Origin of the sequence: Streptomyces sp. WMMC500 (assembly GCF_027497195.1) — a bacterium.
In the GTDB taxonomy this organism is placed as follows: domain Bacteria; phylum Actinomycetota; class Actinomycetes; order Streptomycetales; family Streptomycetaceae; genus Streptomyces.
Window position 1 is genome coordinate 7,586,883 of record NZ_CP114905.1, and the last position, 23,089, is coordinate 7,609,971.

Sequence of the window (23,089 nt, forward strand, 5' to 3'; positions counted from 1 at the left end):
CGGCCGTCCCGGCCGGGCACCTGGTCCGTCCCTCAGACGTCCTGGATCCGGCGCCAGGGCCGGTCGGCCTCCAGCGCGAAGGCCAGCTCCAGCAGCGTGCGTTCGTCGCCGTGGGCCGCCGAGAGCATCACGCCGACCGGCATGCCGCCCGCGGGTGCCGGGTCGGTGGCGGGGGCGGGCAGTGAGACGGCCGGGCTGCCGTTGATGTTGTTGATCGGCGTGAAGGCCACGTACGCGCGCAGGCGGTTCAGCAGTTCCTCGTACGGGACGTTGGGCGACAGGTGTCCCAGGCGCGGGGTGGTGTGCGCGAGGACCGGGGAGAGCAGCACGTCGTAGCGGGTGAGCGCGGCGTCGTACGCCTCGTCCGCCGCGCGGCGCAGGCGGCGCAGGAACGCCGGGGTGGTGTGCATCCGGCGCAGGTACGTCGCCCGCAGGCCCTTGCTGAGCCCGTCCATCCGGCGGCCGTCGAAGTGCCGGTCGTACACGAACCGGCCGCCGGCGCCGGCGAGGAAGGCGAGCAGACCCCAGTAGGAGATGAAGTCCTGCTCGAACCGGCCGTCGAGCGGCAGCGCGTACGGCTCGACCGCGTGCCCCTGCCCCTCCAGCGCCGTGGCGACCGCGGCCACCGCCGCGCGCGTGGCGGCGTCGGTCGGGGCGCCGGTCGGCGACTCCGCCACCAGGCCGATGCGCAGGCGGCGCGAGCCCGGGCCCTCGACCAGGCCGAGCGGGGGCATGCGCGGGTTGCGCCAGTGCCGTTCGGCCGCGGCGAGGAACGCGGCGGTGTCGCGCACGGACCGGCTCAGGACGCCGTCGCCGACCATGTCGATGGGCAGCCGGCGGCCCGTCTCGTTGGCGACGACCCGGCCCCGGGTCGGCTTGAGGCCGACGAGCCCGCAGCACGCGGCGGGGATGCGGATGGAGCCGCCGCCGTCGTTGGCGTGCGCGATCGGCACGGCGCCCGAGGCGACGAGCGCGGCGCTGCCCCCGGAGGAGCCGCCGGGGGAGTAGGAGGGGTGCCAGGGGTTGCGGACCGGCTCGTCGTTCTCGTACTCCGTGCTGGCGTTGAAGCCGAACTCCGGCAGCCGGGTCTTGCCGAGGAACGTCATGCCGGTGCTGAGGAACTGGCGTGTGAACGGCGCGTGCCGCGGCGCGGTGCGCGGGGTGAAGGCGGCGCTGCCGTGGCCGGTGGGCAGGCCCCCGTAGTCGGTGTTGTCCTTGAGCAGGGTGGGCACGCCGGCCAGCGGGCCGGTGGCCGCGCCGTCCCGCTCGTACGTGTCATAGGCGGGGACGGCGACGGCGTGCAGCTCGGGCTCGACGAGGCGGATGCGCTCGACGGCGGCGCGGGCCAGCTCACCGGCGCCGACCTCGCCGGCGCGGACGAGGGCGGCGAGGGCGACCGCGTCGTGCGCGCCGAGGGCGTCGTCACGGAAGGCGTGGACGCGCGCACGGTCCGCGGGCGTGCCGTCCGCGGGCGCCGCCGCGTCGCGCGCGCGGGCACCGGCGCCCGGGCCGCCGCGCCCGGCCGGCGCGCCGCGCTTCCCGGCGGCCGTGCCGCGCTTGCTGTCCGCGGCGCCGCGTGCGCGCGCGGCCGGGCCGTCCTGCCGGTCCTCGGTGACGTCGTCGGTCATGCTCTGCCTCCCGGCTGGGGTGACGCTTCCACGGCGGCGGCCATCCGGTCCACCGCCTCGGTCAACACCTCGGGCGAGGTGGCGAAGTTGAGCCGCGCGTGGCCGGCGCCGCCCGTGCCGAACGGGATCCCCGACGCCAGCGCCACGCGCCCCCGCTCCAGGAACACCGCCGCGGGATCGTCCCCGAGCCCCAGCGCGCGGCAGTCCAGCCAGGCCAGGAACGTACCGTCCGGAACGCGGTACTCCACCCCCGGCAGCCGCTCCGCCAGCAGCCGCCCGAGCAGCCGGCGATTCTCGTCCAGCCCGGCGAGCAGCGCGTCGAGCCACGGGTCGCCGTGCCGGAACGCCGCCACGTGCGCGATCGCCCCGACGTGGCTGGCCCCGTGCGAGACCTCCTCCGGCAGCAGCGCCAGGTCGCCCGCCGACTCCTCGCCGGCGACGGCCACCGCCGCCTTCAGCCCCGCGAGGTTCCACGCCTTCGACGCCGACAGCAGCGCGAAGCCCCGCCCGGCCCCCGGCACCGTCAGATACGGCACGTGCCTGGCGCCGGTGCCCGGCGGCACCAGCGGGGCGTGGATCTCGTCGGCGACGATCCGCACCCCGTGCTCCCCGGCGAGCACGGCGACCTGCGCCAGCTCGGCGGCCGTGTGCACGGTGCCGGTCGGGTTGTGCGGGCTGCACAGCAGGAACGCCGCGCGGTGGCCGCCGGCGCGGGCGGCGGTGAACGCCTCGTCCAGGGCGCCGAGGTCGATGCGGCGGTCCTTGCCGAGCGGGGCCTCGACCACGCGCCGGCCCAGGTTCTCGGTGAAGGCGTAGAACGGCGGATAGACCGGGGAGTTGACGACGACGGCGTCGTCCGGGCCCGTGACCAGCTTCAGCACCTCGACGATGCCGAGCATCACGTCCGGCACGAGGGCGACCCGCTCGGCCGGAATCCGCCAGTCCCAGCGGCGCCCGGCGAACTCCGCCAGGGCCTCGGCGTACGGCTCGACGGTGGCGTACCCGGTGTCGCCCAGGTCGATCGCGGTCCGCACCGCCTCGGCGACGGGCTCGGCGAGCAGCGTGTCCATCTCGGCGACCCACAGCGGCAGCACGTCGGGCGGGTACGTCCGCCACTTCATCGACGTCCGCCGGCGCAACTCCGCGAGCGACGGCCCGCGCAGCGGGTCGGCCACCGGGACGCCGGGCGCCCCGGCGCTCACCGGCGCCCGCCCGCGGGGCGTGGCGGGACGGGGCGGGCGAGGGGACTGTCCGATCGGGCCATGCCTGCCATCGTAGGTCGGCCCGCCGACACCGGACCTGCGAATTCCCGCCTCCCGACGCGACGCCCGGCGGCCGGCCGGCGCACCGGACCGGAACCCGGCACGGCTAGCCCTCCGCCACCTGTGCCAGCCACCGCCGGTACGCCCCGGCGAACGGCTCCGCGCCCTCCGTCACCGCCGCCATCAGCCACTGCGCCGACGCCGTCGCGCGCGCCACGGTCTCCTCCGAGTAGCCGTAGCGCACCCGGTGTTCGGCGAACTCGTCCTCGTCCAGCAGCCGCGGCGCGTGCTCCCCGCGCCGCCGGGCGACGTCGAGGTCCAGGTCCACCATGGTGACCTCCGCGGCCGAGCGCCAGCGCGGCGGAGTGGTGACGTCCGCGTAGAGGTCGGTGCGCCGCGGCGGGGCGTTGAACTCGGCGGTCCACCAGGCGTCGCGGGGGAAGAGCGCCACGTGCGCGCACTCGAGGGTCACGGGCGGTCCCGTGCCCTTGCGCGACGTGCCGCCGGGCGGCTGGCCGAGCCACACGCCGTGCTCGTCCTCGCCGAGGCGGCGCATGGTCGAGTTCCAGTGGAGGGTGCCGTCGTACTTGCGGTAGATCACGCGTACCAGGTCGGCCATTGCGGGATCATAGCCCCGGCCGCGGCCCGCGCCGCGCCGCCCCGGTGCCCGGCCCGCGTCAGCCCGACGGCTGCCCGCTGAGCTGGGCGAACTGCATGCGCAGCCCGTCCACGAGGGCCCGCAGCCCGGTGTCGAACGCGCCCTCGTCCACCTCCCGCCGGTGCTCCGCCAGCAGATGCGCCCGGCCGAGGTGCGGGTAGGCATCCGGGTGGTCCTCCGGGCGGTACACAGCGGGGTCGGCGACGAAGCCGCCCGCGAACGAGCCGAGCGCGGAGCCGGCCACGTAGTACCGCATCAGCGCGCCGACCCGGGTGGCATGCGCCGGCGGCCAGCCCGCGGCGACCATGCCGCCGAAGACGGCGTCCGCCAGCCGCAGCGACGCCGGCCTGCGGCCGGGGCCCTGGGCGAGCACGGGCACGATGTTCGGGTGCGCGGCCAGCGCCGCCCGGTACGACCTGGCCCAGGCGAGCAGCGCGTCGGGCCACGGCGAGCCGTCCGCGAACATCGACAGGTCGACTTCCGCGACGACGGCGTCGACGGCGGCGTCCAGCAGTTCGTCCTTCGTCGTGAAGTGGTTGTACAGCGACGGCCCGCTGACGCCCAGCTCGGCGGCGAGCCGCCGGGTGGACAGGGCCTGCAGCCCCTCGGCGTCCACGAGGGCGAGCGCCGCCGTGACGATGCGCGCGCGGCTCAGCAGGGGCTTGCGGGGGCGGGCCATGCCGCACATTTTAGAGCGGGCGAAGCCGGAAACTAGCAGCGCTAACCGCGGTCACGGCCCGGGCACCGGCCGCCCGGCCGGGTCGCGAGGGCCTAAGCGCTTGCTCAGCGTCGGGGGGTAGGGTGTTCTCCGCGGCCCCCGGGAGAGCGGAGAGCGAGCATGCAGGACGTCCAGGAGCCCGCGGCCTGGGGCGGCGTCGAGCCGGAGGCGGCGCAGCGGCTGCTCACCGCGGGGGTCGAGGCCTTCGCGGAGCGCGGCTACCACGCCACCACCACCCGCGACATCGCCGGCCGTGCCGGGATGAGCCCTGCCGCGCTGTACATCCACTTCAGGACCAAGGAAGAGCTGCTCTTCCGCATCAGCCGCGTCGGCCACGAGCGGGCCCGGGGGGTCATCGCCGCCGCGGCGGAGTCCGAGGGCACGGCGGGGGAGCGGCTGGCGCGCGCCGTACGGACCTTCGCGCGCTGGCACGCGGAGCACCACACGACGGCGCGCGTGGTGCAGTACGAGCTGGCGGCGCTCGGCGAGGAGCACTACGCGGAGATCGTCGCGCTGCGGCGGGACATCGACCGGCTGGTGCGCGGGATCATCGAGGACGGCGTACGGGACGGCGAGTTCGCGGTGGCCGACGTGCCGGGGACGGCGCTGGCCGTGCTGTCGCTCTGCGTGGACGTGGCCCGCTGGTTCAGCGCGGCGGGCAGCAGGCCGCCGGGCGAGGTGGGGGCGCTGTACGCGGACCTGGTCGGCCGGATGGTCGCGGCGCCGGACGCGCGGGGCGGTCAGAAGGAGAACGCGCGGGGCGGTCAGAAGGAGTAGCGGACCACCGACTCCGCGACGCACACGGGCTTCTCGCCGCCCTCGCGCTCGACCGTGTACCGCACGGCGAGCTGCACGCCGCCCGCGACCTCGGTCACGTCCACGATCACGGCGGACGCCCGCAGCCGGGAGTTCACGGGGACGGGGGCGGGGAAGCGCACCTTGTTCGTGCCGTAGTTGACGCCCATGCGGACGCCCGTGACGTCGATGAGCTGGGGGCCGAAGAGCGGCAGCAGCGAGAGCGTGAGGTACCCGTGGGCGATCGTGCCGCCGAACGGGCCGCCGGCGGCCCGCTCCGGGTCGACGTGGATCCACTGGTGGTCGCCGGTCGCCTCGGCGAACAGGTCGATGCGCCGCTGGTCGATCTCCACCCAGTCGGTGGGCCCCAACTGCTCGCCCACCGCGCCCTTCAGCTCGTCGACCGAGGTGAACGTGCGGGGCTCTGCCATGGCGTGCCTCCCGGGGCGGACGAGGGTTGCGTCGGGATGGTCTAAGCGACTGCTTAGCATGGTCGGACCGCGGGTGACTGTCAACGGCCGCGCCGCCGGTGGCGGCTCCTGTCCGAGAGCTTCCCCGCGGCATACCGACCGGTTAGTCTGCGCGGTGTCGGCAACCGCGGGGAAGGGGCACCATGGGCAGCGTGCGGGACGCGCGGGCGGTGGTCACCGGCGGCGGCGCCGGCATCGGCGCCGCGCTGGCGCGGCGGCTCGCCGCGGCGGGTGCCCGGGTCGCCGTCAACGACCTCGACGCCGACAGGGCAGCGGCCGTGGCAGCCGGGATCGGCGGCGTCGCGCTGCCCGGCGACGCCTCCGGCGCCGTGGCCGCCGGCCGCGAGGCGCTCGGCGGCATCGACCTCTTCTGCGCCAACGCAGGCGTCGCCACCGGCGGCGGCCCCGAGGCCGCGGACGACGAGTGGTCCGCCGCCTGGGACGTCAACGTCATGGCCCACGTGCGGGCCGCGCGCGAACTGCTGCCGGAGTGGCTGGAGCGCGGCGAGGGCCGGTTCGTCGCCACCGTCTCGGCCGCCGGCCTGCTGTCGATGGTCGGCGCCGCCCCGTACAGCGTCACCAAGCACGCCGCGCTCGCCTTCGCCGAGTGGCTGTCCCTCACGTACCGCCACCGCGGCATCGCCGTGCACGCGGTCTGTCCCCAGGGCGTACGCACCGACATGCTCCGCGCCACCGGCGCCGCCGGGGACCTCGTCCTCGTCCCCGGCGCCCTCGAACCCGAGCAGGTGGCCGACGCCGTCCTGGCCGGCATCGCCGAGGACCGCTTCCTGATCCTGCCGCACCCCGAGGTCGCCGGCTACAGCGCTCTCCGCGCCACAGACCCGGACCGCTGGCTGGCGGGCATGAACCACCTGCAGCGGACACTGGAGGACGGCCGGGGCTGACGCGGGCGCCCCGCGGGTCCCTCCCGCCCGCCGGGACGCGCCGGGGCGCAGGGCCGACACTGGAGGCCGGAACGACGAAAGGGCGAGGAGATGGCGACGACGACGGGCGGGAGCGGCGGGACGGTGCCGGAGCGGCTGCTCGCCGCCGCCACGAGGCTCTTCGCGGAGCGGGGTTTCGACCGCACCTCGGTGCAGGAACTCGTCGAGGCGGCGGGCGTCACCAAGGGCGCCCTCTACCACTACTTCGGCTCCAAGGACGACCTGCTGCACGAGATCTACGGCCGCCTCCTGCGGCTCCAGCAGGAGCGCCTCGACCACTTCGCGGCGCTGGACGCCCCGGTCGAGTACCGCCTGCGGGAGGCCGCCGCGGACGTCGTCGTCACCACCGTCGACCATCACGAGGACGCGCTCATCTTCTTCCGCTCGATGCACATGCTGAGCCCGGAGAAGTCCAAGGAGGTACGGGCCGAGCGGCGCCGCTACCACGAGCGGTTCCGCAGCCTGATCGAGGAGGGCCAGGCCACCGGCGTGTTCTCCACCGTCACGCCGGCCGACCTGGTGGTCGACTACCACTTCGGGGCGCTGCACCACCTGGGCAGTTGGTACCGCAGGGACGGGCCGATGTCGGCGCGGGAGGTCGGCGACCACCTGGCCGAGCTACTGATGCGCGCGCTGCGCCCGTAGCGCCCGAAGCTCCGGGCGTACGACTCACGCGCCCGGCGCGTACTTCCTCAACTCGCGCCGGGCCAGCGACCGCTGGTGCACCTCGTCCGGACCGTCCGCCAGCCGCAGCGTGCGCGCGCCCGCCCACAGCTCGGCCAGCGGCGTGTCCTGGCTGACGCCCGCGGCGCCGTGCAACTGCACCGCGCGGTCCAGGATGCCGGTGACCTCGCGCGGCACGGCGATCTTGATGGCCTGGATCTCCGTGTGCGCGCCGCGGTTGCCGACCGTGTCCATCAGCCACGCGGTCTTCAGCACCAGCAGCCGCAACTGCTCCACCGCCACCCGGGCGTCCGCGATCCACGTCTGCACCACGCCCTGCCGCGCCAGCTCCTTGCCGAACGCCGAACGGTCCAGCGCGCGCCGGCACATCAGCTCGATCGCCCGCTCCGCCATGCCGATCAGCCGCATGCAGTGGTGGATACGGCCCGGCCCCAGCCGCGCCTGCGCGATGGCGAAACCGCCGCCCTCCTCGCCGATCAGGTGCGCCGCCGGGACCCGTACGTCGTCGAGCACGATCTCGGCGTGGCCGCCGTGCAGATGGTCCTCGAAGCCGTAGACCTGCATGGCCCGGCGGACGGTGAGGCCGGGGGTGTCGCGCGGGACGAGGACCATGGACTGCTGGCGGCGCGGGTCCTGCCCGTGCGGGTCGGTCTTGCCCATGACGATGAACACGGCGCAGTCCGGGTTCATCGCCCCGGAGATGTACCACTTGCGGCCGTTGAGCACGTACGAGCCGCCGTCCCGCTCGATCCGGGTCTCGACGTTCGTGGCGTCGGAGGACGCGACGGCCGGCTCGGTCATCGCGAACGCCGACCGGATACGTCCCTCCAGCAGCGGCTCCAGCCACCGCTCGCGCTGCTCCGCCGAGCCGAACTCGGCCAGCAGTTCCATGTTCCCGGTGTCCGGCGCGCTGCAGTTGAGCGCCACCGGCGCCAGGTGCGGGCTGCGGCCGGTGATCTCGGCGAGCGGCGCGTACTGCAGGTTGGTCAGGCCGGCGCCGTACGCGCTGTCGGGAAGGAAGAGGTTCCACAGCCCCCTCTTGCGTGCCTCGGCGCGCAGCTCGTGCACGACGGGCGGGTGCACCCACGGGTCGCCCTGCTCGGCGAGCTGCGCGGCGGCGACCGGCTCCGCGGGGTAGACGTGCTCGGTCATGAAGGCGAGCAGGCGCTCGCGCAGTTCCTCGGTACGGGCGTCGGGTGCGAAGTCCATGGCCGGTCAGCCTTCCTGCAGAGTGGTGCGGCCGCCCGCGATGAAGCGCGGCACGAGCTCGCCGATGCGGTCGAAGCCGGCGCCGACGGTCTGGCCGAGCGTGAAGCGGTAGTGGATGCCCTCCAGGATCACGGCGAGCTTGAAGTACGCGAAGGCCGTGTACCACGACACGCGGGAGACGTCCCGGCCGGACCGCTCGGCGTAGCGGGCGGTGATCTCGGCGGGGGTCGGGTGGCCGGGGGCGTCGGCGGTGGTGGCGATGGGGGAGTCTCCGCCCGCGTTGCTGCTGTACATGGCCAGCAGGCCGAGGTCCGTGAGCGGGTCGCCGAGTGTCGACATCTCCCAGTCCAGGACGGCGGTCACGGTGTCGTCGCCGTCGACGAGGGCGTTGTCGAGGCGGTAGTCGCCGTGGACGACGGCGGGCGCGGAGCCGGACGGCAGGTCGCGGGCGAGGGCGTCGTGCAGCTCGTCGATGCCGGGCAGCTCGCGGCTGCGGGAGGCGTCGAGCTGCTTGCCCCAGCGGCGCAGTTGCCGCTCCAGGAACCCGTCGGGCCGGCCGAAGTCGCCGAGGCCCACGGCACCGGGGTCGACGGCGTGCAGGCGGACCAGGGTGTCGACGAGGCCGTCCACCACGGCGCGGGTGCGCGCCGGGCCCAGCGGGGCCAGTTGCCCGGCCGTACGGTACACCGTGCCGGGGACGGACTCCATGACGTAGAAGGGGGCGCCGAGCACGGCGTCGTCGGTGCAGAGCAGCAGCGTGCGCGGCACGGGGACCGGGGTGGGGTGCAGGGCGGTGAGCACGCGGTGCTCGCGGGCCATGTCGTGCGCGGTGGCGAGGACGTGGCCGAGCGGGGGACGGCGGACGACCCAGCGGCCGGTGCCGTCGGTCACGTCGTACGTGAGGTTGGACCGGCCGCCCTCGATGAGCCGGGCGCGGAGCCCGCCGCGGACGAGCCCGGGAATCCGCGCGTCGAGGTGACGGCGCAGCGCGTCGAGGTCGAGACCGGGCGGGTGGTCGTCGCTCATACGGGGTCCCTCCGGGACGGCGGCAGCGGGGGCCCGGGTCAGGGGCCCGGGTCCATAATGCCGACCGGTCGGTATGCAGTCCAGGCCGGAGAACCGGCCGGCCGCGCTAGCCGCGCTGTGTGCGCTGGCCGCGCTGTGTGCGCTGGCCGCGCTGTGTGCGCTGTGTGCGCTGTGCGCACCGCCGGGTTCCGTGCTCGTCCCGCCGCGCCCGCCGCAGGCGCTACGCGTGGCAGGGCATCATCTCGCCGCCGTTCAGCGCCGCCATGTCCGCGAAGTACTCCGCCGCGTCCAGCGGACCGCCCTCCGGCTCGCCGGCCAGCTCGCTGTACGCCCGGTGCAGATTCGCCACCAGCCGCTCCGGCTCCCGCAGCCCCGCGAACGCCTCCGGGTCCGCAGCACGCGCGGTCTCCAGCGGCGTCCGGCCCGCGGCGCGGCCCTGCGCCGCCAGCTCGCCGACGTACCGCAGGTACCGCTCCACCGCGTCGAACACCCCCGCGTCCGTCACCGGCCCGTGCCCCGGCACCACCGTCTCCGCGCCCAGCGACCGCAGGTGCTCCAGCGCCCGCAGCGAGCCCCCGAGCGAGCCGAACGCGACGAACGGCGTCCCGCCGCACAGCGCGATGTCCCCGGCGAACACGACCCGCTGCTCCGGCAGCCACACCACCGTGTCGCCGACCGTGTGCGCGGGCCCCGGGTGCAGCAGCCGCACCTCCGTGCCGCCCGCGGTCAGCGTCATCGACTCCGTGTACGTCATGTCCGGCGCCGTCAGCCGCACGTCCCCGTACTCCACCTCCGGCCACACCAGCTCCAGATGGCGCCCCGCGGCGAGCACCTGCTGCCGGCACGCGGCGTGGCCGACGACCGTGGCGGGCGCGAAGACGCTGTTGCCGTACGTGTGGTCGCCGTGGTGGTGGGTGTTGACCACGAGCGCCGGTTCGGGCGCCCCGCTGGCGAGCACCGCCTCCCGCAGCAGCCGCGCCCGGCGCTCGGTGGCCGCGGTGTCGACGAGCAGCGTGGTCGTGCCGTCGCTGACGAAGCCCGCGTTGCTCAGGCACCAGCCGCCGTCCGGCTGGATGTAGGCGTGCACGCCGGGGGCGAGCTGCACGCAGTACGGCGTGCGGGCGGCGTCGACCGCGCGGTCCACGATCTGCGCCGGCGTGCCGTCGATGCCGACCGCCGCCCCGTGCTCGTCGGGCGCCAGCGGTTCGAGCGCCGCGAACTGCGCGTCCAGCACGTCGTGCGGCACGAACAGCTCCTTGCGCTCGGCCAGCCGCGCGCCGACCAGCTTCCGCGAGCCCGCCAGGTGCAGGAAGTACAGCCCCGGCACCGCGGCCGCGAGCCGGTCGCGGTCGCGGCGGCGCAGCGCGGTCCTGCTGACGACGCCGCCGCTCGCGGCCCGCCTGCGGAGCCAGCCGGCGACGGCGTCGTGGGGCGGCTCGGCGAACCCGCCGGAGAGGCCGGCCTCCCGGCAGATGTCCGCGCCGTCCGCGTACGGCACGTTCAACCGCTCGGCCAGCTCCCGGCCCACCGTGGTCTTGCCGCAGCCGGACACTCCCATGACGACGATCAACGGCACGGTCACGGCCATGCGCATGCCCCCTCAAGAAAGCTCCCGCCCGCGCTGTGGTGCTGCTGCGAGCTTAGAACCACGCACCGGCGCGCGCGGCGGCCCGCAAGCGGCACCTGCCGGGGAGACCCGTCAGACGAAGAGCAGCACGGCGGCGGACGTCGCCGACGCCACGACGCACGCGCCCGCGACCAGCACGCGTCCCGGCGCCATCGCCGCCGGTGCGGTCGCGGCCAGTTGGGCTATCCGCCGCTGGCCCGTCGCCAGGAACGCCAGCCACGTGCACAGCGCCAGCGACAGCCCGGCGTAGCCGCCCGCCGAGCCGCCCTCGGCCACCAGCCGCCGTATCTCCAGCACCACCACGACGGCGAACGCCAGCGTCGTACGCCGCCACGCGAACCGCGTGCGCTCCGGCTGCGCCGCGGGGTCCCGGGCGTCGCTCACCCGCCCGTCCCGACCAGCACCGCCACGATCAGCCCCACCGCCGCCACCGCCGTGCCCACGGCGAGCAGCCCGGGGAAACGGGACTCCGGCAGGTCCTCGCCGCGGCGCATCGCCCGCTCGCAGCGGATCCAGTGGTTGACGGCCCGTACCGCGCAGACCGCCCCGCCGGCGAGCAGCACGGCGGCGATGGCCGTGCGGATGGGGCCGTACATGTCGGTGAGGAACTGGTCCGCGGCGATGCCGCCGCCGACGAGCGCCAGCGCGGTCCGTACCCACGCCAGGAAGGTCCGCTCGTTGGCGAGCGAGAAGCGGTAGTCGGGCGTGCGGCCCTCGGCGCGCAGCCGCCGGGGCGCGAACCACAGCCGCACGGCGGACGGACGCTCGGGGTCGCTCACGGCCTCGACCCTAACCGAACGCCCTCGTGCACCCGGCGGCCGACCCGCCCCGCCCGCGGGCCGGGAAAGTGCCCCGTGCCCGGCGGTTGACGGGCGGCGGCCCAGTCAACAGGATCTGAACCCACCGGTAACCTTCGAAGGGCGGCAGCCATGGTCCACGACGCCGACGTCATCGTGATCGGAGCGGGGCTCGCCGGCCTCGCCGCGACCGCGGAGCTTGCCGACGCCGGACGCAGGGTGATCCTGCTGGACCAGGAGCCCGAGCAGGCGCTCGGCGGCCAGGCGCACTGGTCCTTCGGCGGCCTGTTCTTCGTCGACTCGCCGGAGCAGCGCCGCATGCGCATCCGCGACAGCCGCGAGCTGGCCTGGCAGGACTGGCTCGGCACCGCCGGGTTCGACCGCGCCGAGGACCACTGGCCGCGCAAGTGGGCCGAGGCGTACGTCGACTTCGCCGCCGGCGAGAAGCGCGCCTGGCTGCGCTCCATGGACGTGTCGTTCTTCCCGGTCGTCGGCTGGGCCGAGCGCGGCGGCTACGACGCGGAGGGCCACGGCAACTCCGTACCCCGCTTCCACATCACCTGGGGCACGGGACCCGGCGTCGTCGCCCCCTTCGAGCGGCGGGTGCGCGAAGCCGCCGAACTCGGCCGCGTCGACATGCGGTTCCGCCACCGCGTCACCGGCCTCGCCCGCAGCGCCGGTGCCGTCGACACCGTCACCGGCGAGATCCTGGCGCCCAGCGACGCCGCGCGCGGCACCGCCAGCTCCCGGGAGGTGGCCGACACGTTCGAGCTGCGCGCCCAGGCGGTGATCATCACCTCCGGCGGCATCGGCGGCAACCACGATCTCGTCCGCGCCCACTGGCCCGAGCGCCTCGGCACCCCGCCGGCCAAGCTGCTCTCCGGTGTCCCGGCGCACGTCGACGGGCTCATGCTCGACGTCGCCGGGGCCGCCGGCGGCCGGCTGATCAACCGCGACCGGATGTGGCACTACACCGAGGGCATCGAGAACTGGAACCCCATCTGGGCCAGGCACGGCATCCGCATCCTGCCCGGCCCCTCGTCGCTGTGGCTGGACGCGACCGGCCGCCGGCTGCCCGTACCGCTCTTCCCCGGCTTCGACACGCTCGGCACGCTGGAGCACATCATGAAGTCGGGCCACGAGTACACCTGGTTCGTCCTCAGCCAGAAGGCCATCGAGAAGGAGTTCACCCTCTCCGGCAGCGAGCAGAACCCGGACCTGACCGGCAAGAGCGTGCGCGACGTGCTGGGCCGGGCGCGCTCCGGGGCACCGGCGCCCGTGCAGGCGTTCATGGACAACGGCGTCGACTTCGTCGTCGAACGCGACCTCGGCACCCTGGTACGCCGCATGAACGAGCTGACCGGCGACAAGCTCCTCGACGAGGAGGCGCTGCGCCGCACGCTGGCCGCCCGCGACCGCGAGATCGAGAATGCCTACACCAAGGACATGCAGATCACCGCCCTGCGCGGCGCCCGCAACTTCCTCGGCGACAAGCTCGTGCGCGCCGCCTCCCCGCACCGCTTCCTGGACCCGAAGAACGGCCCGCTCATCGCCGTACGGCTGAACATCCTCACCCGCAAGTCCCTCGGCGGGCTGGAGACGGACCTGTCGTCGCGGGTGCTCACCGAGGGCGGGGAGCAGTTGCCGGGCGTCTACGCGGCCGGCGAGGCCGCCGGCTTCGGCGGGGGCGGCGTCCACGGGTACCGGTCGCTGGAGGGCACCTTCCTCGGCGGGTGCCTGTTCTCCGGCCGCACCGCGGGCCGCGCGGCGGCGAAGGCGGTGGGCTGAGGGGCGTACGGGGCCGCGGGCGGCACGCCGCCCGCGGCTACGAGTCCGCCTTCGGTGCCGGCGCCGGATCCGGCAGGACGCCGGGCGCCCCGGCCTTCGTCTCCGAGCGCCGCCCGCGCAGCAGCCCCGCGCCCGCGACGAGCCCGGTGGCCAGCAGCGTCACCAGCCCGAACGACACGGTCAGCGACGTCGCGTCGGCGACCTGCCCGATCGCCGCCGGGGCGACCAGCCCCGAGGCGTACATGATCGTCGCCACCCCCGCGATCGCCTGGCTCGGCGCGTGGGCGGACCGCGCCGCCGCCGCGAAGACCACCGGGACCACGACCGCGATGCCGAGGCCCAGCAGCCCGAACCCGGCCATCGCCTGCGCCGGGACGGAGGAGGTGACGATCAGGACGCCGCCGAGCGTCGCCAGCACCCCGCCCGCGCGCACCGTGCGCACCGGGCCGAGGCGTTCCACGACCGCGTCGCCCACCAGCCGGGCCACCGCCATCGTCAGCGCGAAGCCCGTGGTGCACGCGGCGGCGAGGCCGGGCGAGGAGTCCATCTCCTCGCGCAGGTAGACCGCCGACCAGTCCAGGCTGGCGCCCTCGGCGAACACCGCGCAGAACCCCACCGCGCCGATGAGCAGCGCCGAGCGCGGCGGCAGCGCGAAGTGCGGCGGCGGCTCCTCGTCGGCGTGCGCGACGGGCGCGAGCACCCAGCGGCAGGCGACGGCGGAGACCGCGGTGAGGACGGCGGCGGCGAGCGCGAAGTGCACCCGGCCGTCCAGGTCGGTGTGCGCGGCGACGGTGCCGGCCGCGGACCCCGCGAGCGCGCCGCCGCTCCACATGCCGTGCAGCCCGGACATGATCGAGCGGCCGAGCCGCTGTTCGACGTCGACGCCGAGCGCGTTCATCGCGACGTCCGCCATGCCGGCGGTCGCGCCGTACACGAACAGGCCCGCGCAGAGCGTCGCGAGGCCGGGCGCGAGGGCCGGCAGCACCAGCGCGAGACACCACATGACCATCAGCCCGCGCAGCGCGCGGCGGGCGCCGAAGGTGTGGCTGATCCGGCCCGCGAGCGGCATCGCCGTGGCGGCGCCGAGCGCCGGCATCGCCAGCGCGAGGCCGAGTTGGCCGGCGCTGATCCCGGCGTGGTCCTGCACCCAGGGGACCCGGGTGGCGAAGCTGCCGGTGACGGCGCCGTGCGCGGCGAACACCGCCGCGACGGCGTACCGAGCCCGCCGTATCTCGCCCGTGCTCGCCACCCGGCCTCCTCCGCCCTCCCGTTGAGCCTGTTCCGGGCGCCGACGTCTCTCCGCCGCCGGCCTCCACCGGCCCGTATCCGCTGCCCGACCAGCTCGATTCCCGCCCACGATCGCATACGAACACCTGGAGGCCAGCCCTTTGGTGCGACCTTTCCCGGCGCGCGGGGTCTTGCCTCGCGCCGCGGCGCCCTCTACGTTTTGCGATCGGACATCCCACCTCCTACGTCCGACGACCTCGGGAGCCGCCGCATGCGCACCTCGACCAGCCTCCTGTTCCTCTCCGCGACCGCCCTCCTGGGCACCCTGGCCGCAGGCCCCGGCGCGGCGGCGGCCGACGCCGGGGCCACGGCCTCCGGCGAGGCCCGCTGCACGTCCTCCGTCCCCTACAGATCCGGCGAGGGCGGCTACGACACGTACCGCATCCCCGCCACCGTCATGACCCGCGGCGGCTCCCTCCTCGCCTTCGCCGAGGGCCGCGTCGGGGGCGCCGGGGACACCGGCAACATCGACGTCGTCGTCCGCCGCTCCGAGGACGGCGGCTGCACCTGGGGCCCGATGTCCGTCGTGGCCGCCGGCGGCGGCGACACCCGCGGCAACCCCGCGCCCGTCGTCGACCCGAAGACCGGCGACCTGGTGCTCGTCACCTCGTACAACAGCGGCGAGGTCACCGAGGCGCAGATCATGCGCGGCGAGGCCACGGCCGAGCAGAGCCGGCGGGTCTTCGTCCAGCGCTCCACCGACGACGGCCGCACCTTCGACGAGCCGCGGGAGATCACCGCCGACGTCAAGCTGCCGCAGTGGCGCTGGTACGCGACCGGTCCCGGGCACGCCGTCGCCCTCAAGCACGGGCCGCACCGCGGCCGGCTCGTCATCCCGTCCAACCACTCCACCGCGCCGCCCGCCGGCTCGCCCGACACCGGGCAGGAGGCCAAGTACTACGGGGCGCACGCCGTCTACAGCGACGACGGCGGGCGCACCTGGGAACTGGGCTTCATCGACGACGCGTACGAGGGCGAGGTCAACGGCAACGAGAACATCGCCGCGGAACTCCCCGACGGGCGCCTGTACTTCAGCACCCGGGACCAGAGCGGCACGTCGACCGGCAACCGCCTCGACTCCTACTCCAGCGACGGCGGCACGAGCCTCGACCGGCCGTACCGGGTGCAGCCCGACCTCAACGAGGTACCGGTCGTCCAGGCGAGCGTGCTGCAGACCGCCGGGCGGCACGCGCCGCTGCTGTTCTCCGGGCCTTCGAACCCGGCCAAGCGCGAGAAGCTGGCCGTCTGGCGCAGCGACGACGCGGGGCGCAACTTCACGAAGGTGACGACGCTGTCGCAGCAGCCGGCGGCGTACTCGGACCTGGTGCAGGTCAACGGCCGGACGGTCGGGGTCCTGTACGAGACGGGGGTGGCCGGGTCGTACGAGACCATTGAGTTCCGCCGCCTGGACCTGCGCAAGCTCGACGGCTGACGGCTGACGGCGCGGGGGTCCCCGCCGACGGCGACCGACGGTGCCTGACGGCCGGTCGGTCGCGTGCCGCTCGACCGCTGCCGGTGCGCCGGGACTTCCCCGGCGCACCGGCGGCGGCGGGCGCGACCTAAAATCTCCCTGTGGTGGCGATAGGCGTGCTCGGCCCGCTCGCCGCCGATGTCGACGGCGTGCCCGCCGAACTCGGCGGCCCGCGCCAGCGTGCCGTCCTCGCGCTGCTGCTGACCGCGCGCGGGGCGACGCTCTCCGCGGACCGCATGATCGACGACCTGTGGAACGGCACACCGCCGCCGCGCGCGCGGGCCTCGCTCCAGGCGTACGTCTCCCACCTCCGGCGCGGCCTGGAACCCGGCCGCTCCCGCCGTGCCCCGGCCCGGCTGCTGGTGAGCACCCCGCCGGGCTACGCCTTCCACCTGCCCGAGGAAGCCGTGGACGCCTGGCGGTTCGAGCGGGCGCTCACCCGGGCGCGGAGTCTCCTGGCGGCGGATCCGGAGCGGGCGCGCAGCCGGACGGCGGCGGCGCTGCGGCTGTGGCGCGGCGAGGCGTACGCGGAGTTCGCCGACGCGCCCTGGGCGGCGGCCGAATCCGCCCGCCTGACCGGCCTGCGGCTGACCGCCCGCGAAACCCACGCGGCGGCGACCCTCCACCTGGGCCGCCCCGCGGAGTCGGTGGCCGAGGCGGAGGCACTGACCCGCGAGGAGCCGCTGCGGGAGGAGGGCTGGCGGCTGCTGGCGCTGGCCCTGTGGGCGGACGGCCGCCAGGCCGACGCGCTGGCGGCGCTGCGGCGGGTGCGGCGGCGCCTGCGGGAGGACCTGGGGATCGAGCCGGGGCCGGAGCTGACGACTCTGGAGGACGCCATCCTGAACCGCCGCTGGGACGCGTTGCGCGACCAGGCGCGCGGCGGCCTGCGGCCGGCTTCGGGGGTGGGGGGTTCGGCCCCGGGCGGTGGAGTGCCGCGGGTATCCGGGGCGAGCGGGTCGGAGGCGGGCCGTGGTGGCTCGCGGGTTTCCGAAACGGCAGGGGCGGACCCGGTGTCGGCGTTCCCCGACGCGGACCCCGCCCCGGCGGTGCCGACTCCGGCCGGCCGGCCCGGGCGGGCCGCGCCCGGCGGCCCGGCCACTGCTCCCGAGCGCGGCGAGCTGCCGGGTTCCGCGCCCGCGCGGGGTGCGTCGCCGCGCGGTGCGGCGTCCGCCGCGACGGAGCGGCCCACGCCGGTCCCGGCCGGGCCGGCCGGGACCGCCGGCCCTGACCCGACCGCCGACCCGGAGCCCTCCGCGCCGCCGGGCGCCGGGCCCGCGGAGTCGGCCGACGCCGCGGTCGCCGGACCGGCGGGTTCGGTAGCGGCCCCCGTGCCGGCCGGCGACAGGGCGTCTCCCGGGCCCGTACTGTCCGTACGGACCGGTCCCGGGGCACTCGGTCCGTACCGCGCCGCCGTGTCGCCTCCGGTCGGCCCGTTCACCCCCGGTGGCGTCCCGGCGACGAGCGGCGGGCGCAATCCCTTCGACCCCGCCGCTCACACCCCCGTCCGTCCCTCCTCCGCACCCTCCTCGTCCCGCGGAGACCTCGCACCCGCCGCCGCGCACCCCGCCGGCCCGCCGCCCGAGGCGCCCGAGGCGCCCGTGCCGCACCCCGCCGGCCCGCCGCCCGAGGCGTCCGCCCCCTTCGTGGGCCGCGCGGCCGAGGTGGCGGCGCTCGACGCGGCGGCCGCGGAGGCGGTCGCGGGAGCGGTGCGGTTCGCGCTGGTGGCGGGGGAGGCCGGGGCCGGGAAGTCGCGGCTGCTTGCGCACTGCGCGCGGCGCCTCGAAGGTGCGGGGTGGATCACCGCCGTCGGCCGGTGCCCCGAGGCCGAGGGCGCGCCGCCGGCCTGGGCCTGGGAGGAGATCGCCGGCGAACTCGCCCGGCACGCGCCGCCCGACCCCCGGCTCGCCGACGACCTCGCCCCGCTGCTCGACCCCGGTCCGCGGGCGGCGGCGGGCCGGGCCAGCGACCGGTTCCGGCTGCACCGCGCCTGCCGCACCTGGTTCGCCGCCGCCACCCGCGCGCGGCCCGTCGCCCTCTTCCTCGACGACCTGCACCGCGCCGACCGCGAGACCCTCGCGCTGCTCGCCGGGCTCGCCGACGACCCGCCCGCCGGCCGGCTCCTGATCGTCGCCGCCCACCGCCCGGACGAGGGCGATCTCGCCGCCGCGCAGGCCGTCCTCGCCCGCCGCGCCCCGGTGCGGCTGCCCCTCGGCGGGCTCGCGCCGCCCGACGCCGTACGGCTCGTACGCGCGCTGGCCCCCGTCGACGCCGCGACCGCCGCCGCCCTCGCCGAACGCACCGGCGGCAACCCGTTCTTCCTGCTGGAAACCGCCCGCATGCTCACCGGGGGCACCGTCACCGCCGACGCGCTGCGCGCCGTCCCCGACGGCGTACGCGACGTGCTGCGGCGCCGCTTCGACCGGCTTCCGCCCGCCGCGCTGTCCGTGCTGCGCCTCGCCGCCGCGGCGGGCCGCGAGGCGGACGTCGAGGTGCTGGTCCGGGCCGCCGGCACCGGGGTCTCAGGCGCCGTCGAGGCCCCCACCGGATCCGACGCCGCCGCGCACCGGGCCGCGGATCCGGCCGCAGTTCCGGCCGCAGTTCCGGTCGCGGATCAGGAGCCGGCCCCCGCTCCCGACCCGTCCGCCGACCAGCGCGCCGCCGCCGAAGACGCCGTCCTCGACGGCCTCGACGCCGGCGTCGCCGCCGGGCTGCTCACCGAGCCGGGCCCCGGCCGCATCCGCTTCGCCCACGCCCTCGTCCGCGACACCCTCTACGCCGACACCAGCGGCCTGCGCCGCGCCCGGCTGCACGCCGCCCTCGGCCGGGCGCTGCGCGAACTGCGCCCCGACGACGTCTCCGCCATCGCCCACCACCACCTCCGGGCCCCCGCCACCGCGACCGCCCGCACCGCCGTCGACTACGCCGTGCGCGCCGCCGGTCTGGCCGGCCGCCGCTACGCCCACGACACCGCCGCCGACCTGCTGGCCCAGGCCGTCGCCTGCGTCGAGCGCCACCCGGCGGCGTTCGCCGCCGAGGACGCCCCCGCCCGCGTCGTCGCCCTGCTCGGGCTGCAGTTGCAGGCCCGGGCCCGCGGCGGCGCCGTCGTCGAGGCGCAGGGCATCCGCGCCCGCGCCATGGACGTGGCCGAGCGGCACGGCCGCGACGACCTGCTCGTGGAGGCGCTGACCGCCTGGACCGAGCCCAGCGCCTGGGAGCGCAGGACGTACGCGCACGAGGACACCCGCGCCGCCGCCGCGCTGCGCCGGCTGCTCGCGGACGGCACGCTCGACGACGCCACCCGCTGCCGGCTGCTGGAGGCCCTCGCCTCCGCCGTCGACAGCGCCGCAGGACCGACGCACGCGGCGCGCGCGGCGTCGGCCGAGGCCGTCGAGCTGGCCCGCGGCCTCGACGCGCCCGAGCTGCTCGCCCAGGTGCTCGCCACCCGGAGCAAGGTCATGGACTGGGAGTTCGACCCCGCGCCGCGCGAGCAGCTCGCCGCCGAGCTGGCGCGGCTCGCGGCCGGCCACGACCTGCCCGTCTACGCGTGGCACGCCGAGTACCTGGCCGCCGGGAACGCTGCCGTGCGCGGCGACGTCGCGGCGCTGCGCCGGCACGTCGACCGCGGGCTGGAGATCGCCGAGACCCACCGGCTCAGCGACCCCGCCGCCGTCGGGCGCGTCCAGTCGGCCGCGCTGCACATGGCCGCGGGCCGGGTGGCTGAGGCCGAGCGCGGCTACGCGGAGGCCGTCGACCGGCTGCGCGCCAACGGCTCCCCGCACGCGGGGGCCCTGTGGACGCTGGCGCGGTTCGCGCTGTGCTGGGTGAAGGGCCGGCCCGCAGAGGCGCTGCCGGAGATCGAGGCGGCGGTGCCCGTCTACGGGGCGGTCGCCGGCGACGCACTCGCGCTGGCCCTGGTCGACGCCGGCCGCCCGGACGAGGCCCGTGCCGTACGCGCCGAACGGCCGCCCATCAGGCAGGACTTCTTCTACTCGCTCTTCATGACCGCCCGCGCCCTGGCCGTGGTCGCGCTGGAGGAGCGGGACGAGGCCCCGGGCCTGCTGGCGGCGATGCTGCCGCTGCGCGACGTGGTCGCGGGCGCGGCGAGCGTCTGCCTGGCCATGCGGCCCGTCGCGCAGACGCTCGGCGACCTCGCCCTGCTGCTGGACCGTACGGACGAGGCCGCGGACCACTACGCGCACGCCGCCGTCGTCGCGCGCCGCTGGCAGGCGCCGCACTGGCGCGCGGACGCCGAGCGCGCCCTGGCCGCGCTGCCCGGCCGCACCGCGCCGGCGCCCGCCCCCGCTGAGCCCCGCTGAGCTGCGCCGGAACCCCTCCGCCCCGTTCCAAGAAGCCTCCAAGTCGCCTGCAAGAAGCCTCCGGCAGCGTGTGACCGGAATCGAACGGATCTGCCCAAGGAACGGTCATGACGCGACTGCTCGGCCGCCTCGGCGGCGCCTGCGCGGCGCACCCCTGGCGGACGATCTCCGCCTGGCTCGCCGCCATCGCCGCACTCGTCGCCCTCGCCGGGGCGTTCGGCGGCACCCTGCACGACGACTACCGCGCGGACGGCACCGCCGCCCAGGCGGGCACCGACTTCCTCGCCGACGCCTTCCCCGAGATGTCCGGCACCAGCGCCCGCGTCGTCGTCCACGGCGACTCCGGCGACACCCTGCCGGCCGACGTCCTCGCCGAGGTGCGCGAGCGGCTCGCGCGCGTGGAGGGCGCGTCCGTGGTGGACGAGCCGGTGCTCTCCCGCGACGGCGACACCGCGCTGTTCACCGTCGCGTACCGCATCGAGATCACCGACATCAAGGGCTCGGAGGGCACCGACGCGCTGCGCGAGGCCGCCGCGCCCGCCGAGGACGCGGGCCTGGACGTCGAACTGGGCGGCCAGGTGCCGGAGAACGTCACCAAGCCCGCCGTCACCGCCGAGATGATCGGCGTCGGCGCCGCCCTGATCATCCTGCTGTTCGCGCTGCGCTCGTTCACCGCCGCCGGGCTGCCCCTGGTCGTCGCCATCGGCGGCCTCGGCGCCGGCTTCGCGGGCATCACGCTGCTCTCCGCCGCCACCGACATCGGCAACATCGCGCCCACCGTCGCCTCCATGGTCGCCCTCGGCGTCGGCATCGACTACGCGCTGCTGCTCGTCGGCCGGCAGGCGGAGGGGCTGCGCGCCGGCCTCGCGCCGCGCGCCGCGGCGGCGGAGGCGACGGCCACCGCCGGCGTCTCGGTGGTCATCGCGGGCGCCACCGTCCTGCTGTCCCTCTTCGGGCTCCGGCTCAGCACGATCGGGGTGTTCGCGTCCTTCGGGTACGCGACCTTCTGCACCGTCATCGCCGTGATGGCCGCCGCGCTGACGCTGGTGCCGGCGCTGTGCGGGCTGGCGGGACGGCGCGTGCTGCCGCGGGCCGAACGCCTCGGCCTCGTACGCCCCGAGCAGACCGCGGAAGCGGCCCGGTCTACGGGTCCCGAGACGCCCCGCGCCACCCTCACCGAGCGCTGGGCCCGCGCCGTCACCAAGCGGCCCGTGGTCTCCGGCCTCGGCGCCCTCGTCGTGCTCCTCGCCCTCGCGGCACCCATCCTCGGCATGCGCACCTGGCCGCAGGACGCCGGCAGCCAGCCGGAGTCCAACACCACGCGGCGCGCGTACGACCTGGTGGCAGCCGAGTACGGCGAGGGCGCCAACGGCCCGCTGCAGATCGCCGTGGACCTCACCGAGGTGCCCGCGGACTCCCTGCCCGCGCTCCGCGACGACCTGGCCGCCACCGACGGCGTGGCCGCCGTGGCGCCGCCCCGCCTCAACGAGGCCGGCGACGCCGCCGTCGTCGCCGTCACCCCGGTCACCGGACCGCAGGACGAGCGCACGCACGACCTGCTGGACCGGCTGCGCGCCGACGTGCTGCCCGAGGGGGCCGAGGCCACCGGGGTCGTCGCCGTCTTCGCGGACATCTCCGACCGGCTCGCCACCCGGCTGTGGGTGGTCGTCCCGTTCGTCGTCGGACTGTCGCTGGTGCTGCTCACCGTGATCTTCCGGGCCCCGGTGGTGGCGCTGAAGGCGGCGGTGATGAACCTGCTGTCGGTCGGCGCGGCGTACGGCGTGATGACCGTGGCGTTCCAGACCGACGCGGGCGCGCGCCTGCTGGGTCTGCCGCACGGCGTACCGGTGTCGAGTTGGGTGCCGATCCTGATGTTCACCATCCTGTTCGGCCTGTCCATGGACTACGAGGTCTTCCTGCTCTCCCGCATCCGGGAGGACTGGCTGGCCACCGGAGACCCGCACGGCAGCGTCGTACGCGGCCTCGCGGCGACCGGGCGCGTCATCACCAGCGCGGCGGCCATCATGATCGCGGTGTTCACCGGCTTCGCGATCGACCCCGACGTGACGGTGAAGATGGTCGGCGTCGGCATGGCGGTGGCGGTGCTGGCGGACGCGACGATCGTCCGCATGGTGCTGGTGCCGGCCACCATGACGCTCCTCGGGCGGGCCAACTGGTGGCTGCCCCGCTGGGCCGACCGGCTGCTGCCGGAGCTGCATCTCGAACCGCCCGCCGCCGCGCGGCCGAAGGCGCCGGACGACCCGGCGGCGGCGCCCGGCGACCCGGCTGTCACCGCGGAGAACGGCGGCCAGGCGCGGGTGCCCGTCGGCGGCGGGGGGTAGAGCGGCGGGGAGGGGTCGGAGGGGCGGGCGCCCCCGGTGCCGGGGGTCCGCGCCCCTCCCGCCGCCG

18 protein-coding genes and 1 pseudogene are annotated in these 23,089 nt (G+C 76.3%); 7 read left to right on the forward strand and 12 right to left on the reverse strand.

All coding sequences use genetic code 11. The features are described 5' to 3' along the window. Window positions 1–32: 32 nt before the first annotated feature. From O7599_RS32720 to O7599_RS32735, 4 genes are all read right to left on the reverse strand, one after another. Complete coding sequence (locus O7599_RS32720; protein WP_281619214.1) at window positions 33–1,628, reverse strand: amidase; 1,596 nt, start codon at window positions 1,626–1,628, stop codon at window positions 33–35. Then, entirely contained in the window at window positions 1,625–2,830 is a 1,206-nt protein-coding gene (locus tag O7599_RS32725; RefSeq protein WP_281619215.1) for a MalY/PatB family protein, read from the reverse strand. Before O7599_RS32725 ends, O7599_RS32720 begins: the two co-directional genes overlap by 4 nt. 166 nt (window positions 2,831–2,996) lie before the next feature. Continuing rightward, a complete protein-coding gene (locus O7599_RS32730; protein WP_281619216.1) occupies window positions 2,997–3,509 on the reverse strand; it encodes a DUF402 domain-containing protein in 513 nt (170 codons plus the stop codon). Window positions 3,510–3,567: 58 nt separating this feature from the next. Then, window positions 3,568–4,227, reverse strand: a complete 660-nt coding sequence (locus O7599_RS32735) for a TetR/AcrR family transcriptional regulator (protein WP_281619217.1) — start codon at window positions 4,225–4,227, stop codon at window positions 3,568–3,570. 159 nt (window positions 4,228–4,386) lie between these two features. Here O7599_RS32735 and O7599_RS32740 point away from each other — a divergent pair, with 159 nt between their 5' ends. Next, the gene (locus O7599_RS32740; RefSeq protein WP_281619218.1) at window positions 4,387–5,043 is read left to right on the forward strand and encodes a TetR/AcrR family transcriptional regulator; all 657 of its coding nucleotides are present in this window, start codon (window positions 4,387–4,389) and stop codon (window positions 5,041–5,043) included. On the opposite strand, the gene O7599_RS32745 is transcribed toward O7599_RS32740, so the two are convergent. Continuing rightward, the gene (locus O7599_RS32745; RefSeq protein ID WP_281619219.1) at window positions 5,031–5,492 is read right to left on the reverse strand and encodes a MaoC family dehydratase; all 462 of its coding nucleotides are present in this window, start codon (window positions 5,490–5,492) and stop codon (window positions 5,031–5,033) included. The two genes, O7599_RS32740 and O7599_RS32745, sit on opposite strands and share 13 nt — an antisense overlap. Window positions 5,493–5,674: 182 nt before the next feature. Here O7599_RS32745 and O7599_RS32750 point away from each other — a divergent pair, with 182 nt between their 5' ends. Together O7599_RS32750 and O7599_RS32755 are read left to right on the forward strand one after the other, a co-directional pair. Then, window positions 5,675–6,436, forward strand: coding sequence for an SDR family oxidoreductase (locus O7599_RS32750; protein ID WP_281619220.1), 762 nt, complete (start codon window positions 5,675–5,677; stop codon window positions 6,434–6,436). Window positions 6,437–6,526: 90 nt separating this feature from the next. Beyond that, window positions 6,527–7,120, forward strand: a complete 594-nt coding sequence (locus O7599_RS32755) for a TetR/AcrR family transcriptional regulator (protein ID WP_281619221.1) — start codon at window positions 6,527–6,529, stop codon at window positions 7,118–7,120. A gap of 24 nt (window positions 7,121–7,144) precedes the next feature. Here the strand turns inward: O7599_RS32755 and O7599_RS32760 are convergent, their stop codons facing one another. The 6 genes and pseudogenes from O7599_RS32760 to O7599_RS32780 all read right to left on the reverse strand — a co-directional run bounded on the left by O7599_RS32760 (window position 7,145) and on the right by O7599_RS32780 (window position 11,800). Further along, window positions 7,145–8,368 (reverse strand): acyl-CoA dehydrogenase family protein, encoded by a 1,224-nt coding sequence (locus O7599_RS32760; protein ID WP_281619222.1) that lies wholly within the window; start codon window positions 8,366–8,368, stop codon window positions 7,145–7,147. Between the two features lie 6 nt (window positions 8,369–8,374). Continuing rightward, a complete protein-coding gene (locus O7599_RS32765) occupies window positions 8,375–9,394 on the reverse strand; it encodes a phosphotransferase family protein (protein ID WP_281619223.1) in 1,020 nt (339 codons plus the stop codon). 220 nt (window positions 9,395–9,614) lie between these two features. Next, entirely contained in the window at window positions 9,615–10,541 is a 927-nt protein-coding gene (locus tag O7599_RS32770) for an MBL fold metallo-hydrolase (protein ID WP_281623618.1), read from the reverse strand. Between the two features lie 297 nt (window positions 10,542–10,838). After that, a pseudogene (locus tag O7599_RS36935) lies at window positions 10,839–10,988 on the reverse strand (AAA family ATPase); the annotation flags it as partial. Window positions 10,989–11,093: 105 nt separating this feature from the next. After that, on the reverse strand, window positions 11,094–11,405 hold the full coding sequence (locus O7599_RS32775; protein ID WP_281619224.1) for a DUF202 domain-containing protein: 312 nt from the start codon (window positions 11,403–11,405) through the stop codon (window positions 11,094–11,096). Continuing rightward, the gene (locus O7599_RS32780; protein WP_281619225.1) at window positions 11,402–11,800 is read right to left on the reverse strand and encodes a DUF202 domain-containing protein; all 399 of its coding nucleotides are present in this window, start codon (window positions 11,798–11,800) and stop codon (window positions 11,402–11,404) included. The genes O7599_RS32775 and O7599_RS32780 overlap by 4 nt, the downstream gene beginning before the upstream one ends. A gap of 150 nt (window positions 11,801–11,950) precedes the next feature. On the opposite strand from O7599_RS32780, the gene O7599_RS32785 reads away from it, so the two are divergent. Then, a complete protein-coding gene (locus O7599_RS32785) occupies window positions 11,951–13,606 on the forward strand; it encodes an FAD-binding dehydrogenase (RefSeq protein ID WP_281619226.1) in 1,656 nt (551 codons plus the stop codon). Window positions 13,607–13,643: 37 nt separating this feature from the next. On the opposite strand, the gene O7599_RS32790 is transcribed toward O7599_RS32785, so the two are convergent. Continuing rightward, entirely contained in the window at window positions 13,644–14,855 is a 1,212-nt protein-coding gene (locus O7599_RS32790; protein ID WP_281619227.1) for an MFS transporter, read from the reverse strand. Window positions 14,856–15,104: 249 nt separating this feature from the next. Here O7599_RS32790 and O7599_RS32795 point away from each other — a divergent pair, with 249 nt between their 5' ends. The 3 genes from O7599_RS32795 (at window position 15,105) to O7599_RS32805 (ending at window position 23,022) form a co-directional block, all read left to right on the forward strand. Further along, window positions 15,105–16,325 (forward strand): sialidase family protein, encoded by a 1,221-nt coding sequence (locus O7599_RS32795; protein ID WP_281619228.1) that lies wholly within the window; start codon window positions 15,105–15,107, stop codon window positions 16,323–16,325. A 140-nt stretch (window positions 16,326–16,465) separates the two neighbouring features. Then, window positions 16,466–20,680 carry a BTAD domain-containing putative transcriptional regulator gene (locus O7599_RS32800; protein ID WP_281619229.1) on the forward strand — a complete coding sequence of 1,405 codons (4,215 nt, stop codon included), beginning with the start codon at window positions 16,466–16,468 and terminating at the stop codon, window positions 20,678–20,680. Between the two features lie 107 nt (window positions 20,681–20,787). Continuing rightward, window positions 20,788–23,022, forward strand: a complete 2,235-nt coding sequence (locus O7599_RS32805) for an MMPL family transporter (RefSeq protein WP_281619230.1) — start codon at window positions 20,788–20,790, stop codon at window positions 23,020–23,022. The last annotated feature ends 67 nt before the right edge of the window (window positions 23,023–23,089 follow it).

Coding starts and splice junctions, on each gene's coding strand:
- O7599_RS32720 (WP_281619214.1), bottom strand. CDS start 1,628: ATGACCGACGACGTCACCGAGGACCGGCAGGACGGCCCGGCCGCGCGC.
- O7599_RS32730 (WP_281619216.1), bottom strand. CDS start 3,509: ATGGCCGACCTGGTACGCGTGATCTACCGCAAGTACGACGGCACCCTC.
- O7599_RS32735 (WP_281619217.1), bottom strand. CDS start 4,227: ATGGCCCGCCCCCGCAAGCCCCTGCTGAGCCGCGCGCGCATCGTCACG.
- O7599_RS32740 (WP_281619218.1), top strand. CDS start 4,387: ATGCAGGACGTCCAGGAGCCCGCGGCCTGGGGCGGCGTCGAGCCGGAG.
- O7599_RS32745 (WP_281619219.1), bottom strand. CDS start 5,492: ATGGCAGAGCCCCGCACGTTCACCTCGGTCGACGAGCTGAAGGGCGCG.
- O7599_RS32750 (WP_281619220.1), top strand. CDS start 5,675: ATGGGCAGCGTGCGGGACGCGCGGGCGGTGGTCACCGGCGGCGGCGCC.
- O7599_RS32755 (WP_281619221.1), top strand. CDS start 6,527: ATGGCGACGACGACGGGCGGGAGCGGCGGGACGGTGCCGGAGCGGCTG.
- O7599_RS32760 (WP_281619222.1), bottom strand. CDS start 8,368: ATGGACTTCGCACCCGACGCCCGTACCGAGGAACTGCGCGAGCGCCTG.
- O7599_RS32765 (WP_281619223.1), bottom strand. CDS start 9,394: ATGAGCGACGACCACCCGCCCGGTCTCGACCTCGACGCGCTGCGCCGT.
- O7599_RS32785 (WP_281619226.1), top strand. CDS start 11,951: ATGGTCCACGACGCCGACGTCATCGTGATCGGAGCGGGGCTCGCCGGC.
- O7599_RS32795 (WP_281619228.1), top strand. CDS start 15,105: ATGCGCACCTCGACCAGCCTCCTGTTCCTCTCCGCGACCGCCCTCCTG.
- O7599_RS32805 (WP_281619230.1), top strand. CDS start 20,788: ATGACGCGACTGCTCGGCCGCCTCGGCGGCGCCTGCGCGGCGCACCCC.